Raw genomic sequence first — 22,874 nt, forward strand, 5'->3', positions numbered from 1 at the left:
TTGGCGCAAAGGAGTGATCGATGTTGTATGTGAAACGCGATACCTGGGGCAACCTGCAACGGGTCGAGGCATCACCGTTCGCAGGCATGGATGGTGAGCTTGCTGCTGATGATCAGGAGGCGCTGGCCTGGTTTGCCAATCAGACGGTGGAAAGCAGCCTACTCCAGCTCAAGCAGAGCGACCTGGACATGATCCGGGTACTGGAAGATTTGATCACCGTGCTGATCCAGAAAGGGGTTGTACGCATCACCGATCTGCCCGAAGCGGCGCAAAGCAAACTGGTCGGCCGCAGCAAGGCACGGGATGCCCTTGGCGGGTTGAATCGGCTGATCAATGACGATGAGTCCGGATTGATCTGAGAGGCAGTGACAGCAAGGCTTCGCGGCTAAAGCCACTGCCACAGGTTCCATCATCAGTTCGTAGGCTGAACCAGAACGCCAGCCGCTCATGAGCGCAACGTACCGTCCAGTATTTCCACCAGCAACGGCGTACTGCTTCGCGAGTACGCCGTTGCTGGTGGGCCATGCCCATGACCGGACCGCCTCATCGACAAGTGCTGCAGACCAAGCTCTTGTGGGCAATCCCTGACGAGAATCACCTCAAACCCAGCGACCCGGCTCGCCAAACAAGCGGCCCTGCACGCCCTCGATCCCCAGGTCACGCAATGCCTGCCACTCACCGTCGGTTTCGACCCGCTCGGCAATCAGTGGCAGATCGATGCTGTGGGCTGCGCGCTGCATGGCCTCGATGAACAGGCGCTTGTCGTTCTCGGCGTCGATGGCGCGGATATAGCTGCCATCCACCTTGAGGTAGCTGAGACCGAGTTTGGCCAGGTTGCCGATCATGCTGAAGCGTCCGCCGAAGTGCTGCAGCCCCAGGCTGAAGCCGAGGCTACGTAGACGCACGGTCAGCGCCTCCAGAGCCGCGGCATCGGGCAACTGATCTTCGTCCAGTTCCAGGGTCAGGCGTGCGCCCAGATGCGCATGTTGGCGCAGCCGCTCATAGAGTTGCTGCAGTGCCTGCGGATCACGAATGGTGCTACCGGAGAGGCTCAACGCAACACAACTGCTATGGGTCTGCAGCTGCGCCAATACCCAGTCGAGCATGGCCAGGTCGAGACGGGTGGCCCAGCCGAAACGCTCCAGCCAGGGCAGAAAGCGCCCCGCCGGTACCGGGTTGTTCTGCTCATCGAGCAAGCGCGCCAGCACCTTGAGGTGCAACACCTGCGCCGGATCAGCCGCACTCACCACCGGCTGCACATAAAGTTGGAAACGCCCCTGATTGAGCGCCTGATCCAACAAGCTATGCCAGCTCTGCCGTTCATCGGCGGCAGGCCGCTGTGCGTCGTGCTCACTGCAGGCCCAGTTCTGCAGGCTCTGACTGCTGGCCTGGGCCAGCGCCGCATCCAGCGCGGCATAAATAGCCGCGAGCTGATCGCCCGGCGCGAAAGCCGTCATACCGATATGCGCGACCGGCAAACAATCGCTGGCGCCGGTCTGCTGCAGGCTGGCAAGGGCGCCGTCCAGGCTCTCTGCCAACTGCTCCGCTTCACTGCGATCGAGGCCGGCAGCCAACACGGCAAATTCGCCGCCACGGTTGCGCGCCAACAAGTAGTGGCCTTGGCTGATTTGCTGCAACTGCACGGCGATAGCCTTGAGCAACTGGTCGGTACGCTGGCCGCCCAGACGCTGGTTGAGTCCGGTCAGATCATTGACCCGCAGCAGCAGCATGAAGCCGCTACCCGCGTGCTCATCGACACCCACGCGCGCCTGCAACTGCAGATCGAAGTAACGCCGATTGGCCAGCCCGGTGAGGCTGTCCTGATAGGCCTCGGCACGCAATCTCTCACTGCGCGCAGCTTCCTCGGCGAATAGCGCCTTGAGCTTCTCGACCATCTGGTTCATGGCATTGACCACCCGACGGAACTCGGGAGTCTTGGGCAACTCTTGCAGGCTGAGAAACTCACGCCGGGCGATGGCATTGGACTGCTCGACCATGTAGTCCAGCGGCCGCAACTGGCGCTTGAGCAGCAGTACACCCAAACCGATGCAGACCACGCCACTGACTGCCAACCAGAGCAGCACACCGAGAGCGCTTTGCCACAGTTTGCCAACAGCGAACAGCGGATGGCTGGTGACCTCGACCCGCGCGGCCTGGCGCCAGCCGTCGCTGACGATGGCATCGCCACTGGCCGGCGCCAAGTCGACCAGATCGGCGAACCACTGCGGCGCCTCGGCGGTGACCGGCACACCCGTGCGCTCGACCATCACCTGCCCACTCTCCGAGTCGAGCACCCTGATGCTCTCGAAGTAACCGCTGTCGAAAATTGAGCTGACCATCAGCTCGATCATCGCCATATCGTTGATATGCGGGCTCAACGACAGACCCAAAGCGGTCGCCGCATCCTGGGCATGCGCCCGTAATTGGTTGGCCTGCTGCTCGCGCGAACTCTCCACGCTAACCAGAAAGCTACCGGTGAAGTTCACCAGCATCAGCACGCAGATGGCAATAAACAACTGCTTGAACAGTGACATCAACCACTCCTTCGGGTCGCTCTCAAGGGAAGCCTTCGGCCCGCATTTTTTTCAATAGATCCTGCCAGCGCGAAAGGCGCTTGCTGTCTCCTACTTGCTTGCCGCCGCCAGCGCCGGGCAGCCACAGCCCCTCGGCGTTGAAGGCATAGACAGGCACCAGGTCGCGGCGCTGACTGGCCGGTTCGATAGCATCGATCAGGTTATCCAGCACCAGCGGCATGGCCAGAGGATGTTCGTAATAGGTGAGCACCATGTGCGCCTGATTCAAACGCACCGCCTTGACGTAGGTGATGCGCAGCTTCTCACTCGGCACACCTAGCTGGCGCAGGCTGAAGTACTTGGCGAGGGCATAATCCTCGCAGTCGGCGGCCCCCTGAAACAGCGCCTCGACTGGAGTGGCCCAGTAATCATTGACCTTCCATATCTGGATATCATCGCGAAAGCGCAGGCGCAGGTTGAAGAAGCGGTTCACCGCTTGCAGCTGTGCCATTTCGCCGACGTCTGCCTGCTCCTGCAGCAGTCGCTGCCAATCATCGATGCGGCCACGGCCCTGTCCAAGCGGCCCATACAATTGCTCGGCACGCTTGCTGATCAGGTTGAAATCCCAGTCGGCCTGTAACGCACCGGAAATTAGCAACACGGCCAGCAGCCAGGCCGCCACCCATGGCCAGCGACGATACGCGCGCACAACTTCGATACGACCGGTCTGCAAACTGAGGATTCCACACGTCAGGCCTGCGCCATGTTGCGGGCGACGCAGGCAAAACACAATTGCCAACTGCCATCATGGTGGGAAACGCATAGGAGAGGTGTTCTGGAGCCGTCGCCGACGCAGCTGATGCACGCAACGTAACGGTCAGTTAAGGATGTGGCGAGACAGACAGAGAGCCAGGGCTGGCGCCGCCATGGCTATCGAAAGAAAGGCTGGATGGACGAAATCAGTTCTGCGGGCGCAGCTAAGGCAAGCTCAACCAGCATGCCGCGCCCAGAACCTGCCCGACGCACGCCCAGCATGACTGCTGGCGTGCGCCGCAACGGGTCTCAGCTAGTTGCGGTGACCTTCCCTCTCGCGCCGATTCTCGCTGCGCGAGCCGTGATCACGCTGTTTCCGGTTCGACGAACGTTGTTGCCGATCATGCTGATCCAGCCGCTTGCCGTTCCAACCCTGGCGCTGTTGCGCCGCGCGGTAGTCTTGGCCGCGCTGATCGTGACGGCCCGCATGACGCTGGTCGCGGCGCCCGTCATGGCGTCCGTCATGGCGCCGTTCGGCGCGACGGTCGTTGTTGAAATGACGTTGCTGCGGTGCCGGTAGATAGCGGCGCTGGTCATGCCGGGGGGCGTCATAACGACGCTGGACGTGGCGACGGTCTTCGTACCCGTAATGCCGCGGCGCGACATATACCGGGTAACGCTGCACCCGATAATCGCCACCCGAATAATAGGGGCGGTCATATCCTGAGGAGCGATGGTCATAACCGTCGCCGTAGACCGCGCAACCGGTTAAAAACAGCCCCAACAGCGCAATAAGCATGAATTTATAGGGCATGGAGACCTCCATGAGCACAAGAAGAAGAAAGCCAGCGACTGCTGGCCTTCGGGGTACTCTCATGAAGTTGGACAACGATTTTGCGAGGAAAGTGCCAGATTAGCAGCGGCCCTTCTTGGCCTGACCAGGAGGGCAATGTGACGAACCGCCGCCGCCATCGCCAATATCGACGCCTATACCCGGCAGCCGCAGGCTACAGGCAGGCAAAGTGACCATCAACATACCAGCCAGTACTAATCCCATTAGTGCTTTCATAAGTCATTACCATCCTAGGTTGCCACGGCAGGCAAAGTTGGCTGCCGCTACTGCTTAAACACGCCCGGGGACCAGAACAACCCACTCTACTGGTGCAACTGTTTGCCGTTGATTTTCAGCAAGTAGCCAACGGCTTCACTGTGGGCTCGATCGACTCCATCCTATAGGACAATGCTCAGGGAGCCATAATTCATCATTGACGCTCGCCAGGGCGTTTTAAACTGGACAGAGCAGACACGTTAGCGCCCACAAGGGAGCGCAGCGCGTTCATAGCGCACCACGCTGGCGCGACAAATAGCGCAAGCAAAGCATTGAGCCCGGCGTTAGCGCATTGCGAGCATCTGGCACGATGTTCGCCGTACTCAAGCTGCGCAGGAATAGCCCGTGTTGGCGGGATCGCAGCACCACAATGTGCAATAGCCGACTAGGATTCCGGCTCGCTTAGCGAGTAACTGGTCCGAGAGCTGGCGACCTTCTTCACCGGCATCCCGGCGCCACTGGATCTGGGCAAGGTGCAGCTGGCAGACGGCTAAGCCAGTAGTCGCTGATATTGGAGAATACGCCCCTTGAAAGGCGCCTCCGGGTCATCCAGCAGGTTCACCGTGTCGGCCATCTGCTGATAGCCATGCCCCAGCATCAACCGACTGAAGCGCGCGCCATTGCCACGACCGGGATCGACGATCACCACCCGGCAGCAGCGCGCGCCGTGACGGGCGATAAAGTCGGCGAGCTGGGCTGGGTGCACGGGTTCATAAAGCAGGTCGCTGCCGATGATCAGGTCGAACAGACCCAGGCCCAGGTAATGCTCGGCCCAGTCGCAGTTGTGATAGGTGACCGGCGGCAACTCATTGAGCACGGAGTTACGCAGGAGAAACTCGCCGGCCAGCGGATGGTAGTCGCTGGCGGTGATATCCGCGCCCAGGCGTTGCAGCACCAAGCTGGTCAGCCCCAGGCCGCAGCCCAATTCGAGGATGCGCAGGCCCTGCACGGCCATACCACTCAAGGTCTGCGCCAACACTTGACCGGCCGGCCAAATCTGGCCGAACAACGGCCAGGTCGCCGACGAGATCCCCGCCTGCTCGGCCAGGCCGTCAGGGTCGGCGAACTGCTGTTTATCGCGCAGGGAACACAGGTGAAAATCCTCAGCACCGATGCTGAGGGTGGAGTATTTGATACGGTAACCAGGCATGGGCGGCTCGGGTGCTGAAAAGAACGACGCACGGATGTGTTGAAGTCAGAACAGATCAGCAAGACGCAGCGCGATTGCACACTGCAAGTCACCAAGCGCGCACGGTAGTCCTTTACTCGCCATGCCGGCAAGCCCGGATGATCGGCGGGGCATGCTCACATGCCGCCAAAGCAGCGCCAGTCGATGACGCCACGCCAATTGCACGCTAGCATGGCGCCATTATTTCGTGAGCAGAACCTTGCATGCCGTCCATGCCCTCGACAATCAGTCAACGTCCCCTGGTCCTACTGCTACTGGTATTGCTCGGCTGCGGCTTCCTCGCCACCTCCCTGGTCAGCTACTACGCCGCGCTCGACTCGATCCGCGACAACATCGTCAACACCGAACTGCCGCTGACCTCGGACAACGTCTACTCCGAGATCCAGAAGGACCTGATCACGCCGGTGCTGATCTCCTCGATGATGGCCCGCGACACCTTCGTCCGCGACTGGGTGATGAGCGGCGAGCAGGACGTCGCCCAGATGACCCGCTACCTGCGCGAGGTGCAGGAGCATTACGGCGCCGTCACCAGCTTCTTCGTCTCCGACAAGACCCGCACCTACTACCAGGCCAAGGGCGTACTCAAGCGCGTCGAACCGCAGAAGCCGCGTGACAGTTGGTACTTCCGTGTGCGCGACATGCAGGAGCCCTACGAAATCAATGTCGATGTCGACATGGCCAACCAGGATCGCCTGACCGTCTTCATCAACTACAAGGTGTTCGACTACGACCAGCGCTTTATCGGCGCCACCGGCGTCGGCCTGACCGTGGATGCGGTGATCAAGCTGATCGATGATTACCAGGCGCGCTACGAGCGCAGCGTGTACTTCGTCGACACCGACGGCCGCATCGTGCTCACCGGCGCTACAGGTGGGCCAATGGGCGCAACGGTCGGCCAAGCGCTCAGTGACGTGGCGGGACTGGAAGAACTCCAGGCAAAACTGCCACAGCCGCAAACCGGCAACTTCGAGTATCAGGAACACGGCCGCGGCCACTTCCTCAACGTGCGCTTCATTCCCGAGCTGGACTGGTACCTGTTCGTCGACAAGCGCGAAACCGGTGCGCTGGCCGGCATTCGCCAATCGCTGTACCTCAACCTGCTGATCTGCCTGGTGGTCACCGTCATCGTCCTGACCCTGGTCAACATTGCCCTGCGCCGCTATCAGGCACGCATCGCCGCCCTGGCCACCACCGACCAACTCACCCAGTTGCTCAATCGCCGCGGCTTCGACCTGCTGGCCAACCAGGCGATCCAGGAGGCGCGGCGCAACCCCAACTCTCTCTGCGCCCTGTTGCTCGACCTCGATAACTTCAAGGATCTCAACGACAGCCACGGCCATCTGGCCGGTGACGAAGTGCTGCGCGGATTCGCCAACAAGTTGCGCGACAACCTGCGCCAGTCCGACATCATCTGCCGCTGGGGCGGTGAAGAATTCATCCTCCTGCTCAAGGACACCTCGCTCGAGCAGGCGCGCCTGCTGGCCGAGAAAATCCGCCAGCAGACCGAGCAAAGCAGCTTTAGCTACAAAGGTGCCAGCCTGCACATCACCACCAGTATTGGCCTGGCCGAACTGCATGCGGATGACTCATTGAGCGAACTGCTCGCCCGTGCCGACCGCGCCTTGTACCGCGCCAAACAATCCGGGCGTAACCGCACCTGCGAAGCCAGCACATGAATACCACCCACTGTCCGCGCTGTGGCCAGCGCAACCAGTGCGCCCAAGCCGAGTCCGCCACGCCCGTGAGCGACTGCTGGTGTTTCAGCGCAGGTATCGACCCCGCGGCGCTCGACAGCCTGCCGCCCGAGCAGCGCAACCGCGCCTGCCTGTGCCCCCGCTGCGCCCAGGGGTTGCTGCCGAGTACAACGCCGCCAGCCGCCGACTAGCCATGCGCCTCGACCGCTTTCTCAGCAACCTGCCGAGTTTCAACCGCCAGGACGTGCGCCACCTGCTCGCCAGTGGCCGCGTGCGCGTGGATGGCCAGGTCAGGCGCGACAGCCGCGACGAAGTGCGCGTCTTCAGTCGCGTCGAACTGGATGATCAGGTGCTGCAGGCCGGCAAAGCGGCACGCTACTTCATGCTGCACAAACCGCTTGGCGTGGTCAGCGCCACCGAACATCCGGAGCACCGCACCGTGCTCGATCTGCTCGATGAGCCGGACAAGCATGAGCTGCACCTGGCCGGGCGCCTCGACCTCAACACCAGTGGCCTGCTGCTGCTCACCAACGACGGCCAATGGTCGCGCCGGGTAACCACGCCGACAGGCAAACAACCCAAGGTCTATCTGGTCGATACCGAAGACCCGATCGACCCGGCCTGCATCGAGGTCTTCGCCCGCGGCCTGTACTTTCGCTTCGAGGATCTGCTCACCCAGCCCGCCGAATTGCAGATCCTCGCTCCGCGCCAGGCACGCCTGACCCTCTACGAAGGTCGCTACCATCAGGTCAAGCGCATGTTCGGCCACTTCCAGAACAAGGTCGTCGCTTTGCACCGTCTCAGCATGGGCACGCTCCAGCTTGATGAACGACTCTGCCCCAGTCAGTACCGCGCCCTGACGGCCGAAGAAATCGCCAGTTTCAGCAGCAACTGACGCCAATTTCTCCATTAGTCACACCCTTAGCAAGCTAACCGATAAACGGTAGTGCGCTACCCAAATAAACCCTTGCCAGCATCAGGGGCCACTGCTTAAATCCACCCATAAGGTCTTGATGTGACCACACAGTCACACAAAGCCATCTAAGCGATCTTTTGGTTACTTGCGCTCTGCGCGAAAGGGTTCCTGCCTGGTAACACGACATCTCTCCAGCCCTGTGCTAAGGCTGGTGCGGATGCTCTATTTCAGCCCTGACCGATTGAAAAATAATTCTTATAAAAAATCCTCCAGCCTGACATTCGCTTGTCATGTCCAGGCGCTTTGCTATCTGTCCTACTTGCCCGGTAATCGGCCCTGCCCCGCCGCTTGCCACGTACTACTTGCGCCTGGAGAAACAACATGCAGCCAACCATCGCTGTCGTCGACATACACGGAACTTACAAGGTTCACACCGAGTTTTACTCCAGCCCCAGCGCCCGTAAGACCATCATCCTGGTCAACGGCTCGCTGTCGACCACTGCCGCATTCGCGCAGACGGTCAAATACCTCAACACCCAATTCAATGTGGTGCTCTACGATCAGCCTTACTCCGGGAAATCGAAACCGCACAACAGCCACAACCAGTCGCTGACCAAGGAAGATGAAGCGCGCATCCTGCTGGAGTTAATCGAGCACTTCAAAGCCGACTACCTGCAGTCGTTCTCCTGGGGTGGCGTCGCCGCCATGCTGGCCCTAGCGCAGCGTCCGCCGCGCATCGAAAAAGCAGTGATCGCTTCGTTCTCGCCGCTGATCAATGCGCCGATGCTCGACTACCTGCAAAAAGGCATGACCACTCTGCAGGCCGTGGATGGCGTAGGTCTTGGCCACCTGGTCAACAACACCATCGGCAAGCACCTGCCGTCGCTGTTCAAGCGCTTCAACCATCGCCACATCAGCAGCCTGGACGATCACGAATACCGCCAGATGCACGCCCATATCGACCAGGTCGTGCACTTGGAAACCCACTGCGAGATGGAATGCCTGGCGGGCATCGAGATTCCCGTGCTGTTCGTCAATGGCGAGCACGACGAATACACCTCCGCCGAAGACGTGCGCGTATTCGCCGAGCACCTCAATGATTGCAAATTCGCCATCATCGACAATGCCGGGCACTTCCTCGACATGGAACACAAGGCCGCGTGGCAGCAAAGCAGCGACGTACTGCTGGGCTTCCTGCAAAGCCAACCGCTGCGCCAAACCGGCTACCGTGCGCCAGTAGACATGCAGCATGCGCTGGCCGTATGAGCCACACCCAGGCCCATCCGCATCGAGCCGCAGTAAAAAGCACTCGATGCGGACTTCATTTCGGCCGCGACTTCCGGTATAAAGGCTCCCCCAAGCGGGCGTCGTATAATGGCATTACTCCAGCTTCCCAAGCTGATAACGAGGGTTCGATTCCCTTCGCCCGCTCCAGCTTCAACAAGTTAGAGCCCTATTTTGATAGGGCTTTTTCGTTTCTGCGATTTGCTACTGTCGAATAAGTGTCGAAACCAGCCACGGAGCTGGCAACTGTGGCGGACAACTTTCGGCCAGTTGCGGACGTTTAGAGTGGAAAAAATCAATCGCCTCCCCTTTCGCAGATGTCGCTGCGCAAAATTTGCGTTTCCGTTAGGTAAATTTTTGCCCCTGATGAGGCCCAATTTCACGGGGATTGACGACGATAGCGACGCTCAGGACGGACTGCTAAATAGTGCTGATGGCACATTGACAACAGCGGTAGAAGACCCTAAGCCTTAGGTGTCCAAGCAGACTTTAGTCCGATTAAAAAAAGGAAATAAGTCCGGTTGTCGTGTGTTCAATCGTAGGCGAGGAATGCGGCTCAGGGGGGGGGAGCGTCAATCGCCGGGAGTCTCATTGTGAGCAGTGCAACGCTCCGCCGCACAGGACTCGTGCTTCCCCCGCATGAGCATGCCTGGCCCCATATGAATGGCCCGCCATACCTCTGACCAGCAGCGCCACCCCCTGGCGCGGTCATCGCAGGCGTATCCGCCGATCCTTGACCACTGAGCAAGCGCAAGCCATTCAGGTGCGCTCAGCAGGTGGCATTTACCTAGTTAGCTTTCATTCAAGCTTCTGCGCCGCAAGGGTGTTGAGCGGCGGTGAGCGATGGATGTGCGCAACCTCTATTGATGAGTTTTCAACAACCACGCAACGAGGAGAACAGCCGCCATGCACATATGGAAAAGCAAACTGCCCGCCGCTAGCGGGGAAAAATCCATTCCAGCGAGTGGCGGAAAACCCATGCCGCCCCAAGGTTTACCCGAGGACGGAACACGCCGCACCTTCCTCAAATTATCCACCACGGCAATGGCGGCGCCGCTGCTGCTGAGTGGGCGTGACAGTGCAGCCAAGAAGGGACGTGACAATGACGCGCAAGAGCTGTCCTTAGGTGACCTTGTCTATCCCCCCAGCCCACCCACCACGCCGTGGCGGGATGTACTGCCGAGGAAGATAGTCGCGCTGAACCCAGTGGACGATCTGTTTCCACTCTCCGAAGAGGCGCCCAAGAGCCAACATGCAGACCCGCAGCAACGCGAAGCCGGGCGTCCTTCCCACCAGCATTTCGAGATCCTAGACCGGCTGGGCGGAGCGGACCTGTATGACATCAATGCCCAAGCGCTTCCTTGGCAATTCCATCACGACTACCCCAAGACCAAGCAGATTATCTGGACGTATCAAGGCACCGATAAGTCAGCGGAGCCGAAACCGACGTTCCCCACCACCCTCCTCGCACGCTACGGTCGACCGGTGATTTGCCGCTTCCACAGCCAACTGGCCGAGTCGACGGAAAAACTGGTCGAACAGGGCTTCGCCCGTCCGAGGTTTGGCAGCCCGGAGATATCCACCCATCTGCACAATCTGCACGCGTCCTCCGGCTGCGATGGCTTCCCGGGCGACTTCTATAGCGCCGAAGAACTGCACGAGGCTTCGCAGATCACGCGCGGTGAATTCAAGGATCACCTCTATCACAACCTCTACGCGGGTTACTTGGAGAGCCTGGACAATCCCAGCCCGTTCACCGGCTATGCCGCCAATGGTCAGCCAATCGGCGACTATCGCGAGGGCTTGGGTACGCTGTGGCTTCACGACCACACCAAGGATTTCACCGCGCCGAACACCTACCTCGGGCTGGCGGGGTTTTACCTGCTATTCGACGAGTTCGACTCGGGCAACGAACTCGACTCAAACCCTAGAGCCTTGCGCCTACCCAGCGGCGCCTATGACTACCCACTGGCCTTTGGCGACAAGCGCTTCGACGCCAACGGCATGCTGTTCTGGAACGAGTTCAATCCGGAAGGCGTGCTGGGCGACAAGGTCACGGTCAATGGCAAGATCGAGCCGGTGTTGCCGGTGGATGCGCGCAAGTACCGTCTGCGCCTGCTCAACACCGGTCCCAGCCGTTTCTACGAGTTCTATTTAGTAGATGCCAAGGGCAAGGAACAGCGCTTCGACTACATCGCCAACGACGGCAATTTGCTCACCGAGACGCTGCGCGACCAGACCAAGGTGCGCCTCACGGTGGCCGAGCGCGCCGACATAGTGGTGGACTTTGCCCGGTATCCGATCGGCACCGAGCTCTACCTGGTCAACCGCCTGCGCCAGGAAAGTACCCGCAAGGCCAAGGATGTTCGAGGGCCAGGCAGTCGCGTGCTGAAGATCATTGTCGATCGTTATCCAGATAAACAAGACCTCAGCCAGGTACCCAATCAGCTGCGCGCAATACGCGAGCTACCGACGGAGAAGGCGCTCGCCCGGCTAAAGAAACGCCGCTGGGAGTTTGATCGCAAGAACGGCATGTGGACGATCAACGGCAAACTGTTCGATGCCGATGACGACAAGAGCAACAGGATTGCGCTGGGTGCGGTCGAAGTCTGGGAGTTCTCGGGCAAGGGTGGCTGGGACCATCCCATCCACATTCATCTGGAGGAGGGCCGCACGCTCAGCAAGAGCGTGGAGGGTGTACAGCTGCCCATACCGCCTCACGAGCTAGGGCGTAAAGACGTCTTTACGCTCGAGGGCAGCATGACCATCCAGGTGCTCGTGCGCTTTCGCGACTTCACCGGCAAGTACGTCATGCACTGTCACAACGTGATCCACGAAGACCACGAGATGATGGTGCGCTTGAATATCGTAGATACACCCACTTGATCAGCAAAGGTGGATATCACATGAACACACGCAGAGAACTAATGTTCGGCATGGGCACCCTGGGTACCGTCGCGCTGGGCCTGCACGCTTGGCAGAGCATCCTGGCCCAGCCGCAACCGACGGACGCCGGCACGACCCGCGACCAACGCATTCCCAATACGCCGCTGTACACCCACGAAGGCAAGGCGGTCAGGTTCTACGACGACCTGGTGCGTGGCAAGGTCGTCACCATCAACATGATGTATGTCAGCTGTGCCGGCATCTGCCCGACCGCCACGGCCAACCTCAGGAAGGTCCAGAAGCTGTTGGGCGACCGTGTGGGTCGCGACGTATTTATGTACTCGATCAGCCTGCAGCCACTGCTGGATACCCCGGAGGTTCTCAAGGCATACGCCGAGCTGCATGGCATTGGACCTGGCTGGCAGTTCCTCACCGGCGATCCCGCCGATATCGAGCAATTGCGCTACGCCCTTGGCTTCTACGACCCCGACCCGCTGGTCGACGCCAACGACAGCGAACACACCGGCATGGTGCGCATCGGCAGCGACGCGGACCAGCGCTGGACAATGTCGGCCGTCCTGGCCACGCCCCGACAGATCTGGCGCGTGATCAATCATGTGGACCGAACCCGCGTGAGTGCGGCGTAGCGAGGTAGCCTGGATGCCCATGGGTGGAAAACGTATCGACGTTTTCCACCCTACGCCGACTTGAGGTCTTTGTAGGCTAGACAACCTTTACTTGTTCACCGGCTTCTGCGGCTAGCCGCAACGGAGCGGTAACTGTCGGTCATGGGAAAGCAAAGCCCGCCAGCGGCCCTAACCTGATCGCATCATGCAAATGCTCAGGTGCGCGGTGCGCATAACGCAGCATCATGCTCAGCACCGGCTAATGGATGCCCCCTTTTTCAAATTATATGAGCGGTTACATTTCAGGTGCGAAATAAGCCATTATCTCAGCGGTTGTCATTTCTTTTGTTTCATTTGCAAAGCAGTAATAACTAGGTCGCATGTCACTAAAGTACTGCATATCCATCTCTAGTCCTTTCAAATTTGGAAACAGGCCTACTGGCATATTATATTCGCCGCTTTCTTTGAACTTATAAAACAAATGAGTCCCACACTCTGTACAAAATCCACGAGATGCCCAAGACGAGGATTCATACATTTTAACTTTATCACCCCCTTCAACTTTAACTCTCGTACCGCACTTAACAGCAAAAAATGGTGCGCCGCCCCACGTTCTACATGATTGGCAATGGCACACTGTGAATTTAGGATTAATTTCCTCTGCGATAATTCTTACAGCACCACAAAGGCAGTTTGCTTCTGAATGAGACATTTTGATGACACCTTAATGATAAACATATAACGGTTGGCTAAGGGGCGGACTTCAGCCCGTCCCGAGTGAGCGAAGCGGACGACTTGAACCACTAGTTAGGATGACACACTCCGATTTCTTGATAAGTACAAAAGATGCGCAGTGGTAATAATTGGACCTACAAAGATGAGAGCCATACCTTCCGAAGTTGAAAAGGTGGAAAGCCCGATGATGCAGGAAATAATCCCCAGCGCAATTCCAAACCACTGAATCGGCCGCCCGGGCCACTTACGCGTACGGCTAAACGTATTCCATGCCAAATTAGTCAATGAGATAGAACCCCATACCCCACTAATTATCATTATTGGCATTAATGGAAGATCGCCACTGTATGAGGTGGGGGCGGATAGAAACAATAAAGAAGCTGGCAAAAAAAGAACTCCTAAATAAAGGAGCGCCGCCGCAGGAGTACAAAATATAATAATTTCTATAGCTAATATGACGCGGTTCAATATGGCATCCTAACGATTAAACTAAGGGACTGGCTTTAGCCAGTCCCAGCGAATAAAATGAGCGATTTGAGCGCATTGTTAACTGCTGGATTCGGTTGTTTGGATGGCATTTAGTACGGCGATTACTATTTTTTTATTTTGATCGCTTGTTTCTCGAAATTTTTTAAGTAACTCCCACTCACTTTCGTTAAGTTTTAGATCGTAATTTTCTCTATCCATCCAACCTTTCGGTTTTTCAAATACATTTTCAATTTTTCTTGCTATCTGGTCTGGCACTGAAAGATGTTTGTTATCAAAGTAGCGCACTATTTCGGCGGGTGTAATGCCAATTTCCTTAGCTACAGCCGCTCGGGAGCAGTGTTCGTGCACCAAGAGTCTGAGGTTCGCTAGGCGCGTTTCGTCTTTCATGGTTTCCTCCAGTGCTTAGATAGAACGTTGCCTTTATTTGGCGACTGACGTTTGGTTAAGGGACGGATTTTAGCCCGTCTCAGTGAGTGAAACGAACAGGGAAAAGGGGACAGATTTATTTGTTTGGCTGTGTTTGTAGCGATTAAATAAATCTGTCCCCTTTTCATTACTAACAGTGATTAGGCAGGCTCGGTATTTTTGACTGGTTCATAGTAGATCGTATGTACTAGCACAAAGGCTTTGCGGCATAACTCTTTGAGTTCCTGTTCGTGTTCTTCGCTAAAGTGGTGCTGCACAATACTGCTGTCATTTTTATGAACAATAGAATTTCTAACTTCACGAAGCCAATTAGCCTCAGTAGTGTAGCCTGCTTTCTCAAGCTTGCTTCCTAGGGTGCCCTTGTCTCCAAATTCGTGACTTAAACATGCTTCAATTGATGTGCAGGCAATTACTAAGCATGCGTAATATGCTCCGATTGCATAGGAAAGCTCCATGTCACGAAGAAGAGAAAATGCCTTTGTGCATGAGTCATCTTTGTACCGCCCAAAAACTAAGCTCGCTTCAATGGTTCGAAACTCTTTGAATTTATCCTTGAAACTCTTGAGGAGTTCTTGGTCGCTCATGTGTACTCCTTGTACTGGGTTCGATCATGTCTACACAAATTCGGCAAGATGCACTTGTTAGGCCTAGCTCGCAAGATGTACTGATAGAAACTGCTCTACAGCAGGAAGCATCTGCTCGACATCCTGTTTAGAAAATTCTGACTGATTACCGTGTGCGGCACTATTTCTTAAACCTGCATGAGCTGTTATTTGTTTCTGTACAATTTTGTTGTATATGCCTGCCTTTGCTAAATCGGCGTTCATTTTATCCAATTTGCCATACGCAATGCCTGACTGATCGCAAAGCTCTCGGAGTGCCGTTTCTAAAACTACACCACATATCACTGCTGCGGCGACATAATACCCACTACTTAGGAGTTCATACGCTTGCTCTAATTCTGTATCGAAGACTTCCGCTTGGACAATGGACTTGTACGAAGCCAAATAACCACCATCAAAATCGTCTTTTGTTGCCTTAAAAACTGCTTTTAGCTCTCTGTACTTTGAAAGACTGCCAGTAAAGGCTTGGTCTTTTTCTTTCTCTTTGAAAGCTTCATAGTGTTCTGACTCCTTGCCGCAAACTTTGACAATTAGGTTTTTAACTTTGACTCGCCACTCAAGCAGCGCTTCAGCATCTACATGTTCAGACTTTCCAAACATTTCGCTGTGCGTTACATGCTTGGTTTCGCCTACACGCCCCATTTCTTCTTCTAGTTCTTGGAAACGTTTCGATAGTTTGTTATTCACTTTATCTCCTTGTGTGCCTAACGATTAAGCTAAGGGGCCGGCTTTGCCGGTCCCAGCGAGTGAAACGAGCGGCTTGAGCGCCTTGTTATAGGAATTCACCGCGGTAATTACTTAGTTCGATAATAATGGAATATGCCTTGAGCCTTTGTGTAGCCGTAATAAGCCAAGTAACAGAAGGCAACAATAGCTACTGCTGGGCCTGCCGCATTCATTCCGGTCATAAATGTTGTATAGATCGCGCCAAGAATTACTAGCGCCACGTAGCTGGCGAGCTTTCTGTTTGTTGCAGATAGAGTTAATGGCACCACTGCAAGAGCAATTATATGAATTGCAATGTTAGTAATGATTTCTAAAATTAGCTTCGCTGGGATGGTATCGGTTTGTGCCTGGGTTATTTGAATAATGGCTTGGTACGAGAAATAATTTAAAACAGCTACAACAACTGTGCTGATGAAAAGTATTGGAGCGAATTTCTTGATTGCGTTGTACATAAAATTAAACTAATTCCTATAATAGTGATTAGATGGAATTCCACACTATTCCAATAGTAGAAAGTTCCGTATAACTCCGCACTCCTTGCATACGAACAAAGCAGGGTGCTCAATAAAATCAGGTGCTTAGCAGGTCGCAATGGCGAGCTATACGTTTTCGCTTGGCTTCCACATTTTACGTTATCAGTAGCACCATACCGAAATATCAATGTGCCATACAGCGATTCGAGGAGGGTACATCGCAAGACCGTACGTGTCGAAAATGTGTCGAAATCACTGACTCGGGAAGGCCGGCACTGTCCAGAACCAAGAAAGCAGACACCGCCAAACAGCCAGCTTTGGCCAACGTAGGTCATTGATTACCGAGGCTGGTACAGGGTTCGATTGCCTTCGCCCGCTCCAGTCCTCTATTTCCACATGCCCACGCATGCAGTGAAAGCCCCTGAAAACCGGCCTTTGAGCGGGTTTTCTTGCATCTGAACGTTCCCGTTTAATCTCTCTCGGTTATGGCTATTTGCGTGACTGCAAAGGCTGGGTCCAGCCAGGTATTGCATGAGACACCTGTCTTCCTGCTGGAGCGAAGGGGACGAGTTATTGCCGCTGAGCGAAAACAGACTCTTGTCGCGGTTCAGAAGGAATCGATGATGCGCCCGAGCACGGCCATCGCCTGTTCGCTCTGGGCGCTCCAGGGGTGGCCATAGTTCAAGCGCGCGCAGTTGCCGAAACGCCGGGTGGCCGAGAAGATCGGCCCGGGGGCCAGGCTGATGCCCTGGGCCAGGGCGAGCTGGAACAACTGCAGCGAGTCGACCTGTGCGGGGAACTCGAACCAGAGAAAGTAGCCGCCGCTGGGCCGGGTCACCCGCGTGCTGGCCGGGAAATGTCTTGCGGCTGAGGCGAGCATCGAGGCCTGCTGGGTTTCCAGGGCATGGCGCAGCTTGCGCAGGTGACGGTCGTAGCCGCCGTGCTGCAGATAGTCGGCCAGCGCTGCCTGGGCCGGTACCGAGGGCGAGATGGTGGTCATCAACTTGAGCCGACTGATCTGCTCGGCATAGCGCCCGCCCGCCACCCAGCCGACCCGATAGCCCGGAGCCAGGCACTTGGAGAACGAACCGCAGTGCATCACCAGGCCATCGCGATCGAAGCTCTTCACCGGCTTGGGCGGCCGCAGGCCGAAGTACAACTCGGCGTAGACGTCGTCCTCGATCAGCGGTATTTGATGGCGTTGCAGCAGTTCATAGAGGCCGCGTTTCTTCGCCTCGTTCATGCTCGCACCCAGGGGGTTCTGCAAGCTGCTCATAAACCAGCAGGCCTTGATCGGCAGAGGACGCCCTCAAGGGCCTGGCGGGCATGAGCGTGCTCTACGGCCGCTCGGCCATCGAGCCGCGACCGTTGTTCCGCCGCCGTAGCGCAGGTGAGCCCCTTTGATGCTTAAAGGACTGACTTGGCTTCTGGCGTTGCAGCTGGTTGGCAACCTGCTGAGCGCCGTGTGGCTGCCCATGCTGCCGGGCGCAGTGATCGGCATGCTGTTGTTGTTCGGTTATTTGCTGGTGCGCGGCAAGGTGGATGAGCCGCTGCATCAGGCGGCCAGTGGCTTGCTCAACTACCTGCCGCTGCTACTGGTGGTTCCAGCCGCCGGCATCATGCTGGCGGGCGATGCCTTGCGCGAAGACGGCCTGGCCATCGCTACGGCCCTGGTGCTGTCATTGCTGGTGACCATCCCCTTCTGCGGCTGGCTGATGCAGCACTTGACCAGGCGCATTGAGCGTAAGGCGGCAGAACCTAGATCAATCTGCTGGAACTGCAAACGCTGTGGCGCGCCCTGGTCATCCATCCGTTGTTTGCCTTGGGTCTGACCCTGGTGGCCTTCCAGTTCGCCCTCTGGCTGTATCGGCGCAGCGGCTGGTTGCTGTTGCAACCGGTGATGGTCGCCATGCTGTTGGTGGTAGCGACGTTGTTCGCCAGCGGCCTGGATTACCCCACCTACCGCCAGGGCGCCGCGCCCATCGCTTTGCTGCTCGGCCCTGCGACTGTGGCCTTGGCGGTGCCGCTGTACCACAACCTGAAACGCATTCGCCTGCTGCTCTTGCCGATCCTGCTGACGGTCCTGATCGGCGGTGCGCTAACGGTTCTGCTGACCGTGCTGATCGCCTATGGTCTCGGCGCGCGCGTGCCGGTGCTGATGACCCTGTCGACCAAGTCGGTGACCATGCCCATCGCCATGCTGGTGACCGAACAACTGGACGGCATCGTGCCCCTGGCCGCGGTATTTGTGATGCTCACGGGCGTGATAGGTACGGCTCTTGGTCCGCTGCTGTTGCGTTGGGCCAGGGTCGTCCATCCGGCTGCCCGCGGACTGAGCTATGGGATCAACGCTCACGCCATTGGCACGGCTCGGGCATTGGAGGAAGGCGAGGAATCCGGTGCTTTTGCGGCCCTGGCGATGAGTCTGCTCGGTGTACTCACGGCGGTCTTGCTGCCATTGGCCATGAGTTGGCTGTTCCGGCACTGAAAACACCGTCTGGTCACGCTCGCGTAGCAGTCGCTCAGCGCTCTAAACCGCAATGGCCGCCTAATGCAAATAACCGCGCGGCTAGTTCGCTTGCGCGCAGGGCCGCAGGCGTGACGACGGCTTGATGAATTCTTCACCGATTTTTCACCTGGGCTCACCTACCTTGCTCGCGCCGGCAGCGTTCTGCTTGCTGGATCAGCCATCGACCTCTCCCTTGCCGCGTGCGCGGCAGGTTGCGACGAATGCGCCTGCTCCACTTCTATCTTGCGGTTGGGGACTCTCGGATGAACAAATTGCCTCAAATCACCCTGGCCTTCTGGGTGATGAAAATCTGCGCGACCACGCTGGGGGAAACCGCCGGCGACCTGCTGTCGATGACCCTGAATGTGGGTTACGCCATGAGCTCGCTGATCCTCATCAGCCTGTTTCTGCTCAGCCTGTTTGCCCAACTGAAGGCGCGTAGCTACAAACCGGCGTTGTATTGGACGGTGATTCTCGCCACCAGCACGGCGGGCACCACCATGTCGGATTTCATGGACCGCACCCTGGGCCTCGGTTATGCCACCGGTTCGGCCATCCTCATCGGCATTCTGATTACCACCTTCGCGGTGTGGTGGATGAGCGAGAAGTCGCTGTCGGTGGACAACATTCAGGGGCTGCGCGGCGAGCTGTTCTATTGGATGGCGATTCTGTTCTCCAACACCCTGGGCACCGCGTTGGGTGATTACCTGGCCGATGATTCGGGCCTGGGCTTTGCCGGTGGCGCCTTGTTGATCGGCGGCTTGATCACCTTGGTCGCGCTGGCCCGGTACTACACGCGGATTTCCGCGGTGGCGCTGTTCTGGGTCGCCTTCGTGCTGACTCGCCCGTTCGGCGCGACCCTGGGCGACTTCCTCACCAAAACCCAAGACCAGGGCGGCCTGGACTTTGGCACAGTCGGTTCCTCGGCGATTCTCGCGGCGGTTCTGCTGGCGCTGGTGGTCTTCGCCATGCGCAGTCAAAACCGCAATGCAAACCCTATCGCCGCGCCCATCTCGGCCTGACGCCAGAGGTGAGGGCCGAGCGACTCGCTATTTGAGTTGCTGGCCGCTCCAGCCGCATTGCGCTCGATCGAACGCCGCCCTCTAGGGCGGCGTTTTGCGTATGAGCCTGCGGCTCTGCAATTGGCCAACGAATTCTTCACATAGCCCCGACAGGCCTTTCACATCGCGCTCCTTAGGCTGCCCAACATTCTCTCGACCTACGCATAGAGGCCGTTGTGCGCAAAAATCCTCAGTCAACCGAAAAACCCGCAGGCTCTGCCACGTGGACCTTCGCCATCAGCCGCAACGTGCTGATCATGGCCGTGGCGCTGTGGCTGATGCTGACCATGAACATCCCCTTCTGGCGGGATGTCTGGCACGGCGTTGGCGGCTGGAGCAATGACAACAGCCTGTTCCTGATCACCTTGCCCGTGCTGGTTTGGCTGTGGCTGTACCTGTTGCTCAGCCTGCTGACCTGGGGGCGGTTGACCAAGGCCATCCTCGGCGTGCTGCTGCTGGTGTCGGCGGCTGCCAGTTTCTTCATGAGCAGCTACGGCATCGTCATCGACTACAACATGCTGACCAATGTGCTGCAGACCGACAGTGCCGAGGCGATGGACCTGTTCAGCTGGGGCATGCTCGGCTGGGTGTTGGTTCTTGGCCTAGTACCCGCACTGGTCGTCAGCCGGGTACGCCTGCTCACCCGACCTTGGGCGCGTGAGCTGGGCTTCAAGTTGGCGAGCATGGTGCTGGCCTTGGCCTGCCTGGGCGGCATCGCGATGAGCAACTATCAGTCGTACGCCTCGCTGCTGCGCAATCACCATGAGCTGCGTCTGCTGCTGACCCCGTCCAACGTGGCGGCGGCGGTACATGGCTATAGCAAACGTCAGCTCGCGACCCCGACCAAGCTACAGGTGGTCGGCGCCGATGCTCACCAGATCAAACAGGTGGGCGCTGCCGTCAAGCCCAAGCTGACGATCCTGGTCGTCGGGGAAACCGCGCGGGCGGTGAATTTCTCGCTCAATGGTTACGCCCGCCCGACCAACCCGGAGCTGGCCAAGCAGGCTGTCATCAGCTTCCGCAATGCCAGCTCCTGCGGCACCGCCACCGCGATATCGGTGCCCTGCATGTTCCTCGATGTCGGCCACGACAACTATAAGGACTCGATGGCCAAGAACCGCGAGGGCCTGATGGATGTGTTGCAGCGCGCCGGGGTCGCGGTGTTGTGGCGTGATAACAACTCCGGTTGCAAGGGGGCGTGCGACCGCGTGCCGACCGACGACGTGTCGCACCTGCAGATTCCCGACCTGTGTGAGGGCAATGAGTGCCACGACGAGGTGTTGCTCAGCGGCCTGCAAACCTACCTGGACAGGCTCGATCACGATGCCGTGGTGGTGCTGCACATGAAGGGCAGTCACGGCCCGGCGTACTTCAAGCGCTACCCGGCGGCGTTCGAGAAATTCACCCCGGTGTGCCAGGACAACCAGCTCGACCGCTGCTCGGCCGAAAGCATCGTCAATGCCTACGACAACTCCCTGACCTACACCGACCATGTGCTGGCGCAAACCATCGAATTGCTCAAGGGCAACGCCGCGCGTTTCGACACGGCCATGCTCTATATGTCCGATCACGGTGAGTCGCTGGGCGAGAATGGTCTCTACTTGCATGGCTTGCCTTACGCCATGGCGCCGAGCGAGCAAACCCATGTGCCGATGATTGTCTGGTTATCGGCTGGGCTGGAACAACGCTCGGGCATTCAAGCCAGCTGCCTGACCAAGCATCAGGACGTCGCTTATTCGCACGACAACCTGTTCCACTCGATCCTCGGCCTGATGGATGTGCGTACCTCGGCGTACCAGCCCGAGCGTGACCTGTTCCGCCAATGCCTGCCGCTGAACACCGCGTCGATGGACAGTGGCGTGCTGACCAAAGGCGTGAATTAATCGCGCTACGCTTGCGCGGGCTCATGGCAACACACACCGAGTTTGTTGCCATCGGGGTCGCGAAAGTAGCCGCCATAGTAATCTGCGTGATAGTCGGGTCGCAGGCCGGGTGGGCCTTCACAGGCGCCGCCATTGATTAACGCGGCTGCATGGGTGCGCGCTATAGCATCTCGACTGGCGGCCAGTGCAGTGTCCCGCGAACCGGGTTAACTCAAGTCTTGAACATGGCCAGGTTCAGCGGCAGCTCTTCGCCCAGCCACGCCGCATGGGTACTGTGGTCGGCCAGGTCATCGCCGGTCACACCATGCACCAGGACGGACAAACCCTGACGGTTGGCCTCCAGCCAAGGCAGCAGTCGATCGAACTGCACAGGGTCGAACGACAGCTGGCAGCTCCAGCGCGGATGCGGGCCGACCAATCGTTGATGAATACGCCCGACCTTGACTGCGAACAGCTCGCCAGCCTGCTCACATATCGAGGTGGCCAACGGCAGCGACTGTTCATCGAAGTAAACGTGGGCATGGTACTGGGAGTAGCTATTGCTGGGGCGCTTGGTCATGGTCGAGTCTCGCCGGGTCGCATCACGAACCGCCAGCCTAGCAGGCTGTCGGGCTTCTCTGCTGCGCTCCAGGGTAATCCAGGTTTCCGCCCTGTCGATCCAGCGACAAGACACCCCTCTGCGGGCTGAACTCAAGGCGCTCGCAGGTCGAACATCGCGTCCGGCCAGTGGCTCACCAAGCAGGTCGAGCAAGCGCCCCCCTGCATTGAGGTTGCGCCAGACAGCCACAGCAAAACCTGCACAAAGAAAAGCCCCGGACTTAAATCCGCAATGCTGTTCACTTAAGTGACCTTCTCAAGGTGCTTGTCGTAAGTCAGACCCCGCGCAGGTGCGGGGCTGTTGTCTGTACGGGCGCTGACGATTGATGCCCATCGTAGGAGTGGGCCACGCCCGCGAAGCTGTCGCGGCCATGGGCCGCTCC

Annotated in this window: 20 protein-coding genes, 1 tRNA gene and 3 pseudogenes; 13 read left to right on the forward strand and 11 right to left on the reverse strand. The window is 58.0% G+C overall.

Going from position 1 to position 22,874, the window contains the following annotated elements; all coding sequences use genetic code 11:
* Window positions 1–20 precede the first annotated feature (20 nt).
* Window positions 21–359, forward strand: a complete 339-nt coding sequence (locus tag B2D37_RS11810; RefSeq protein ID WP_079202871.1) for a tryptophan synthase subunit beta — start codon at window positions 21–23, stop codon at window positions 357–359.
* A 240-nt stretch (window positions 360–599) separates the two neighbouring features.
* Here the strand turns inward: B2D37_RS11810 and lapD are convergent, their stop codons facing one another.
* The 4 genes from lapD to B2D37_RS11830 form a co-directional block, all read right to left on the reverse strand.
* Window positions 600–2,534 (reverse strand): cyclic di-GMP receptor LapD, encoded by a 1,935-nt coding sequence (gene lapD, locus B2D37_RS11815; protein WP_079202872.1) that lies wholly within the window; start codon window positions 2,532–2,534, stop codon window positions 600–602.
* Window positions 2,535–2,556: 22 nt separating this feature from the next.
* Window positions 2,557–3,195, reverse strand: a complete 639-nt coding sequence (gene lapG / locus B2D37_RS11820) for a cysteine protease LapG (protein WP_371915453.1) — start codon at window positions 3,193–3,195, stop codon at window positions 2,557–2,559.
* A gap of 384 nt (window positions 3,196–3,579) precedes the next feature.
* Entirely contained in the window at window positions 3,580–4,080 is a 501-nt protein-coding gene (locus B2D37_RS11825; protein ID WP_079202873.1) for a hypothetical protein, read from the reverse strand.
* 784 nt (window positions 4,081–4,864) lie between these two features.
* Window positions 4,865–5,524: a methyltransferase gene (locus B2D37_RS11830; RefSeq protein ID WP_079202874.1), complete on the reverse strand. Its 660-nt coding sequence runs from the start codon at window positions 5,522–5,524 to the stop codon at window positions 4,865–4,867.
* A 242-nt stretch (window positions 5,525–5,766) separates the two neighbouring features.
* On the opposite strand from B2D37_RS11830, the gene B2D37_RS11835 reads away from it, so the two are divergent.
* The 7 genes from B2D37_RS11835 (at window position 5,767) to B2D37_RS11865 (ending at window position 12,990) form a co-directional block, all read left to right on the forward strand.
* The gene (locus B2D37_RS11835) at window positions 5,767–7,239 is read left to right on the forward strand and encodes a sensor domain-containing diguanylate cyclase (protein ID WP_079202875.1); all 1,473 of its coding nucleotides are present in this window, start codon (window positions 5,767–5,769) and stop codon (window positions 7,237–7,239) included.
* Window positions 7,236–7,448: a cysteine-rich CWC family protein gene (locus B2D37_RS11840; RefSeq protein ID WP_079202876.1), complete on the forward strand. Its 213-nt coding sequence runs from the start codon at window positions 7,236–7,238 to the stop codon at window positions 7,446–7,448. Before B2D37_RS11835 ends, B2D37_RS11840 begins: the two co-directional genes overlap by 4 nt.
* 2 nt (window positions 7,449–7,450) lie before the next feature.
* A complete protein-coding gene (locus B2D37_RS11845; RefSeq protein ID WP_079202877.1) occupies window positions 7,451–8,152 on the forward strand; it encodes a pseudouridine synthase in 702 nt (233 codons plus the stop codon).
* A 402-nt stretch (window positions 8,153–8,554) separates the two neighbouring features.
* A complete protein-coding gene (locus tag B2D37_RS11850; RefSeq protein ID WP_079202878.1) occupies window positions 8,555–9,439 on the forward strand; it encodes an alpha/beta fold hydrolase in 885 nt (294 codons plus the stop codon).
* Window positions 9,440–9,533: 94 nt separating this feature from the next.
* Window positions 9,534–9,607, forward strand: a tRNA-Gly gene (locus B2D37_RS11855).
* 828 nt (window positions 9,608–10,435) lie between these two features.
* Window positions 10,436–12,343, forward strand: a complete 1,908-nt coding sequence (locus B2D37_RS11860; RefSeq protein ID WP_079202879.1) for a multicopper oxidase family protein — start codon at window positions 10,436–10,438, stop codon at window positions 12,341–12,343.
* Window positions 12,344–12,363: 20 nt separating this feature from the next.
* Window positions 12,364–12,990, forward strand: coding sequence for an SCO family protein (locus B2D37_RS11865; RefSeq protein ID WP_079202880.1), 627 nt, complete (start codon window positions 12,364–12,366; stop codon window positions 12,988–12,990).
* Window positions 12,991–13,264: 274 nt separating this feature from the next.
* On the opposite strand, the gene B2D37_RS11870 is transcribed toward B2D37_RS11865, so the two are convergent.
* The 6 genes and pseudogenes from B2D37_RS11870 to B2D37_RS11890 all read right to left on the reverse strand — a co-directional run.
* Window positions 13,265–13,681, reverse strand: coding sequence for a GFA family protein (locus B2D37_RS11870; protein ID WP_079202881.1), 417 nt, complete (start codon window positions 13,679–13,681; stop codon window positions 13,265–13,267).
* 569 nt (window positions 13,682–14,250) lie between these two features.
* Window positions 14,251–14,580 (reverse strand): hypothetical protein, encoded by a 330-nt coding sequence (locus B2D37_RS23110; protein WP_154067084.1) that lies wholly within the window; start codon window positions 14,578–14,580, stop codon window positions 14,251–14,253.
* A 179-nt stretch (window positions 14,581–14,759) separates the two neighbouring features.
* Window positions 14,760–15,203: a hypothetical protein gene (locus B2D37_RS11875; RefSeq protein ID WP_079202882.1), complete on the reverse strand. Its 444-nt coding sequence runs from the start codon at window positions 15,201–15,203 to the stop codon at window positions 14,760–14,762.
* A gap of 63 nt (window positions 15,204–15,266) precedes the next feature.
* A complete protein-coding gene (locus B2D37_RS11880; RefSeq protein ID WP_218190321.1) occupies window positions 15,267–15,929 on the reverse strand; it encodes a DUF4145 domain-containing protein in 663 nt (220 codons plus the stop codon).
* A gap of 107 nt (window positions 15,930–16,036) precedes the next feature.
* Window positions 16,037–16,420 (reverse strand): hypothetical protein, encoded by a 384-nt coding sequence (locus B2D37_RS11885; RefSeq protein WP_079202883.1) that lies wholly within the window; start codon window positions 16,418–16,420, stop codon window positions 16,037–16,039.
* Between the two features lie 628 nt (window positions 16,421–17,048).
* Window positions 17,049–17,741, reverse strand: a pseudogene (locus B2D37_RS11890) (PLP-dependent aminotransferase family protein); the annotation flags it as partial.
* On the opposite strand from B2D37_RS11890, the pseudogene B2D37_RS11895 reads away from it, so the two are divergent.
* The 5 genes and pseudogenes from B2D37_RS11895 to B2D37_RS11915 form a co-directional block, all read left to right on the forward strand.
* Window positions 17,735–17,845: pseudogene (locus B2D37_RS11895) on the forward strand (oxidoreductase); the annotation flags it as partial. The pseudogenes B2D37_RS11890 and B2D37_RS11895 sit on opposite strands and share 7 nt — an antisense overlap.
* A pseudogene (locus B2D37_RS11900) lies at window positions 17,842–18,198 on the forward strand (CidA/LrgA family protein); the annotation flags it as partial. The pseudogenes B2D37_RS11895 and B2D37_RS11900, both read left to right, overlap by 4 nt.
* A 5-nt stretch (window positions 18,199–18,203) precedes the next feature.
* On the forward strand, window positions 18,204–18,929 hold the full coding sequence (locus tag B2D37_RS11905) for an LrgB family protein (RefSeq protein WP_079202885.1): 726 nt from the start codon (window positions 18,204–18,206) through the stop codon (window positions 18,927–18,929).
* A gap of 284 nt (window positions 18,930–19,213) precedes the next feature.
* Window positions 19,214–19,972 carry a hypothetical protein gene (locus B2D37_RS11910; protein ID WP_079202886.1) on the forward strand — a complete coding sequence of 253 codons (759 nt, stop codon included), beginning with the start codon at window positions 19,214–19,216 and terminating at the stop codon, window positions 19,970–19,972.
* 215 nt (window positions 19,973–20,187) lie between these two features.
* Window positions 20,188–21,894: a phosphoethanolamine transferase gene (locus B2D37_RS11915; RefSeq protein WP_256573073.1), complete on the forward strand. Its 1,707-nt coding sequence runs from the start codon at window positions 20,188–20,190 to the stop codon at window positions 21,892–21,894.
* A gap of 211 nt (window positions 21,895–22,105) precedes the next feature.
* Here the strand turns inward: B2D37_RS11915 and B2D37_RS11925 are convergent, their stop codons facing one another.
* On the reverse strand, window positions 22,106–22,453 hold the full coding sequence (locus B2D37_RS11925; RefSeq protein ID WP_079202887.1) for a DOPA 4,5-dioxygenase family protein: 348 nt from the start codon (window positions 22,451–22,453) through the stop codon (window positions 22,106–22,108).
* Between the last annotated feature and the right edge of the window lie 421 nt (window positions 22,454–22,874).

Origin of the sequence: Pseudomonas sp. CC6-YY-74 (assembly GCF_002025205.1) — a bacterium.
In the GTDB taxonomy this organism is placed as follows: domain Bacteria; phylum Pseudomonadota; class Gammaproteobacteria; order Pseudomonadales; family Pseudomonadaceae; genus Aquipseudomonas; species Aquipseudomonas paeninsulae.

What these genes read in the sequence shown, in the direction of transcription:
- B2D37_RS11845 (WP_079202877.1), top strand. Translation starts at nt 7,451, where the DNA reads ATGCGCCTCGACCGCTTTCTCAGCAACCTGCCGAGTTTCAACCGCCAG.
- B2D37_RS11885 (WP_079202883.1), bottom strand. Translation starts at nt 16,420, where the DNA reads ATGTACAACGCAATCAAGAAATTCGCTCCAATACTTTTCATCAGCACA.
- lapD (WP_079202872.1), bottom strand. Translation starts at nt 2,534, where the DNA reads ATGTCACTGTTCAAGCAGTTGTTTATTGCCATCTGCGTGCTGATGCTG.
- B2D37_RS11835 (WP_079202875.1), top strand. Translation starts at nt 5,767, where the DNA reads ATGCCGTCCATGCCCTCGACAATCAGTCAACGTCCCCTGGTCCTACTG.
- B2D37_RS11860 (WP_079202879.1), top strand. Translation starts at nt 10,436, where the DNA reads ATGCCGCCCCAAGGTTTACCCGAGGACGGAACACGCCGCACCTTCCTC.
- B2D37_RS11870 (WP_079202881.1), bottom strand. Translation starts at nt 13,681, where the DNA reads ATGTCTCATTCAGAAGCAAACTGCCTTTGTGGTGCTGTAAGAATTATC.
- B2D37_RS11840 (WP_079202876.1), top strand. Translation starts at nt 7,236, where the DNA reads ATGAATACCACCCACTGTCCGCGCTGTGGCCAGCGCAACCAGTGCGCC.
- B2D37_RS11850 (WP_079202878.1), top strand. Translation starts at nt 8,555, where the DNA reads ATGCAGCCAACCATCGCTGTCGTCGACATACACGGAACTTACAAGGTT.
- B2D37_RS11925 (WP_079202887.1), bottom strand. Translation starts at nt 22,453, where the DNA reads ATGACCAAGCGCCCCAGCAATAGCTACTCCCAGTACCATGCCCACGTT.
- B2D37_RS11810 (WP_079202871.1), top strand. Translation starts at nt 21, where the DNA reads ATGTTGTATGTGAAACGCGATACCTGGGGCAACCTGCAACGGGTCGAG.
- B2D37_RS11910 (WP_079202886.1), top strand. Translation starts at nt 19,214, where the DNA reads ATGAACAAATTGCCTCAAATCACCCTGGCCTTCTGGGTGATGAAAATC.
- B2D37_RS11825 (WP_079202873.1), bottom strand. Translation starts at nt 4,080, where the DNA reads ATGCCCTATAAATTCATGCTTATTGCGCTGTTGGGGCTGTTTTTAACC.
- B2D37_RS11865 (WP_079202880.1), top strand. Translation starts at nt 12,364, where the DNA reads ATGAACACACGCAGAGAACTAATGTTCGGCATGGGCACCCTGGGTACC.
- B2D37_RS11830 (WP_079202874.1), bottom strand. Translation starts at nt 5,524, where the DNA reads ATGCCTGGTTACCGTATCAAATACTCCACCCTCAGCATCGGTGCTGAG.
- B2D37_RS23110 (WP_154067084.1), bottom strand. Translation starts at nt 14,580, where the DNA reads ATGAAAGACGAAACGCGCCTAGCGAACCTCAGACTCTTGGTGCACGAA.
- B2D37_RS11875 (WP_079202882.1), bottom strand. Translation starts at nt 15,203, where the DNA reads ATGAGCGACCAAGAACTCCTCAAGAGTTTCAAGGATAAATTCAAAGAG.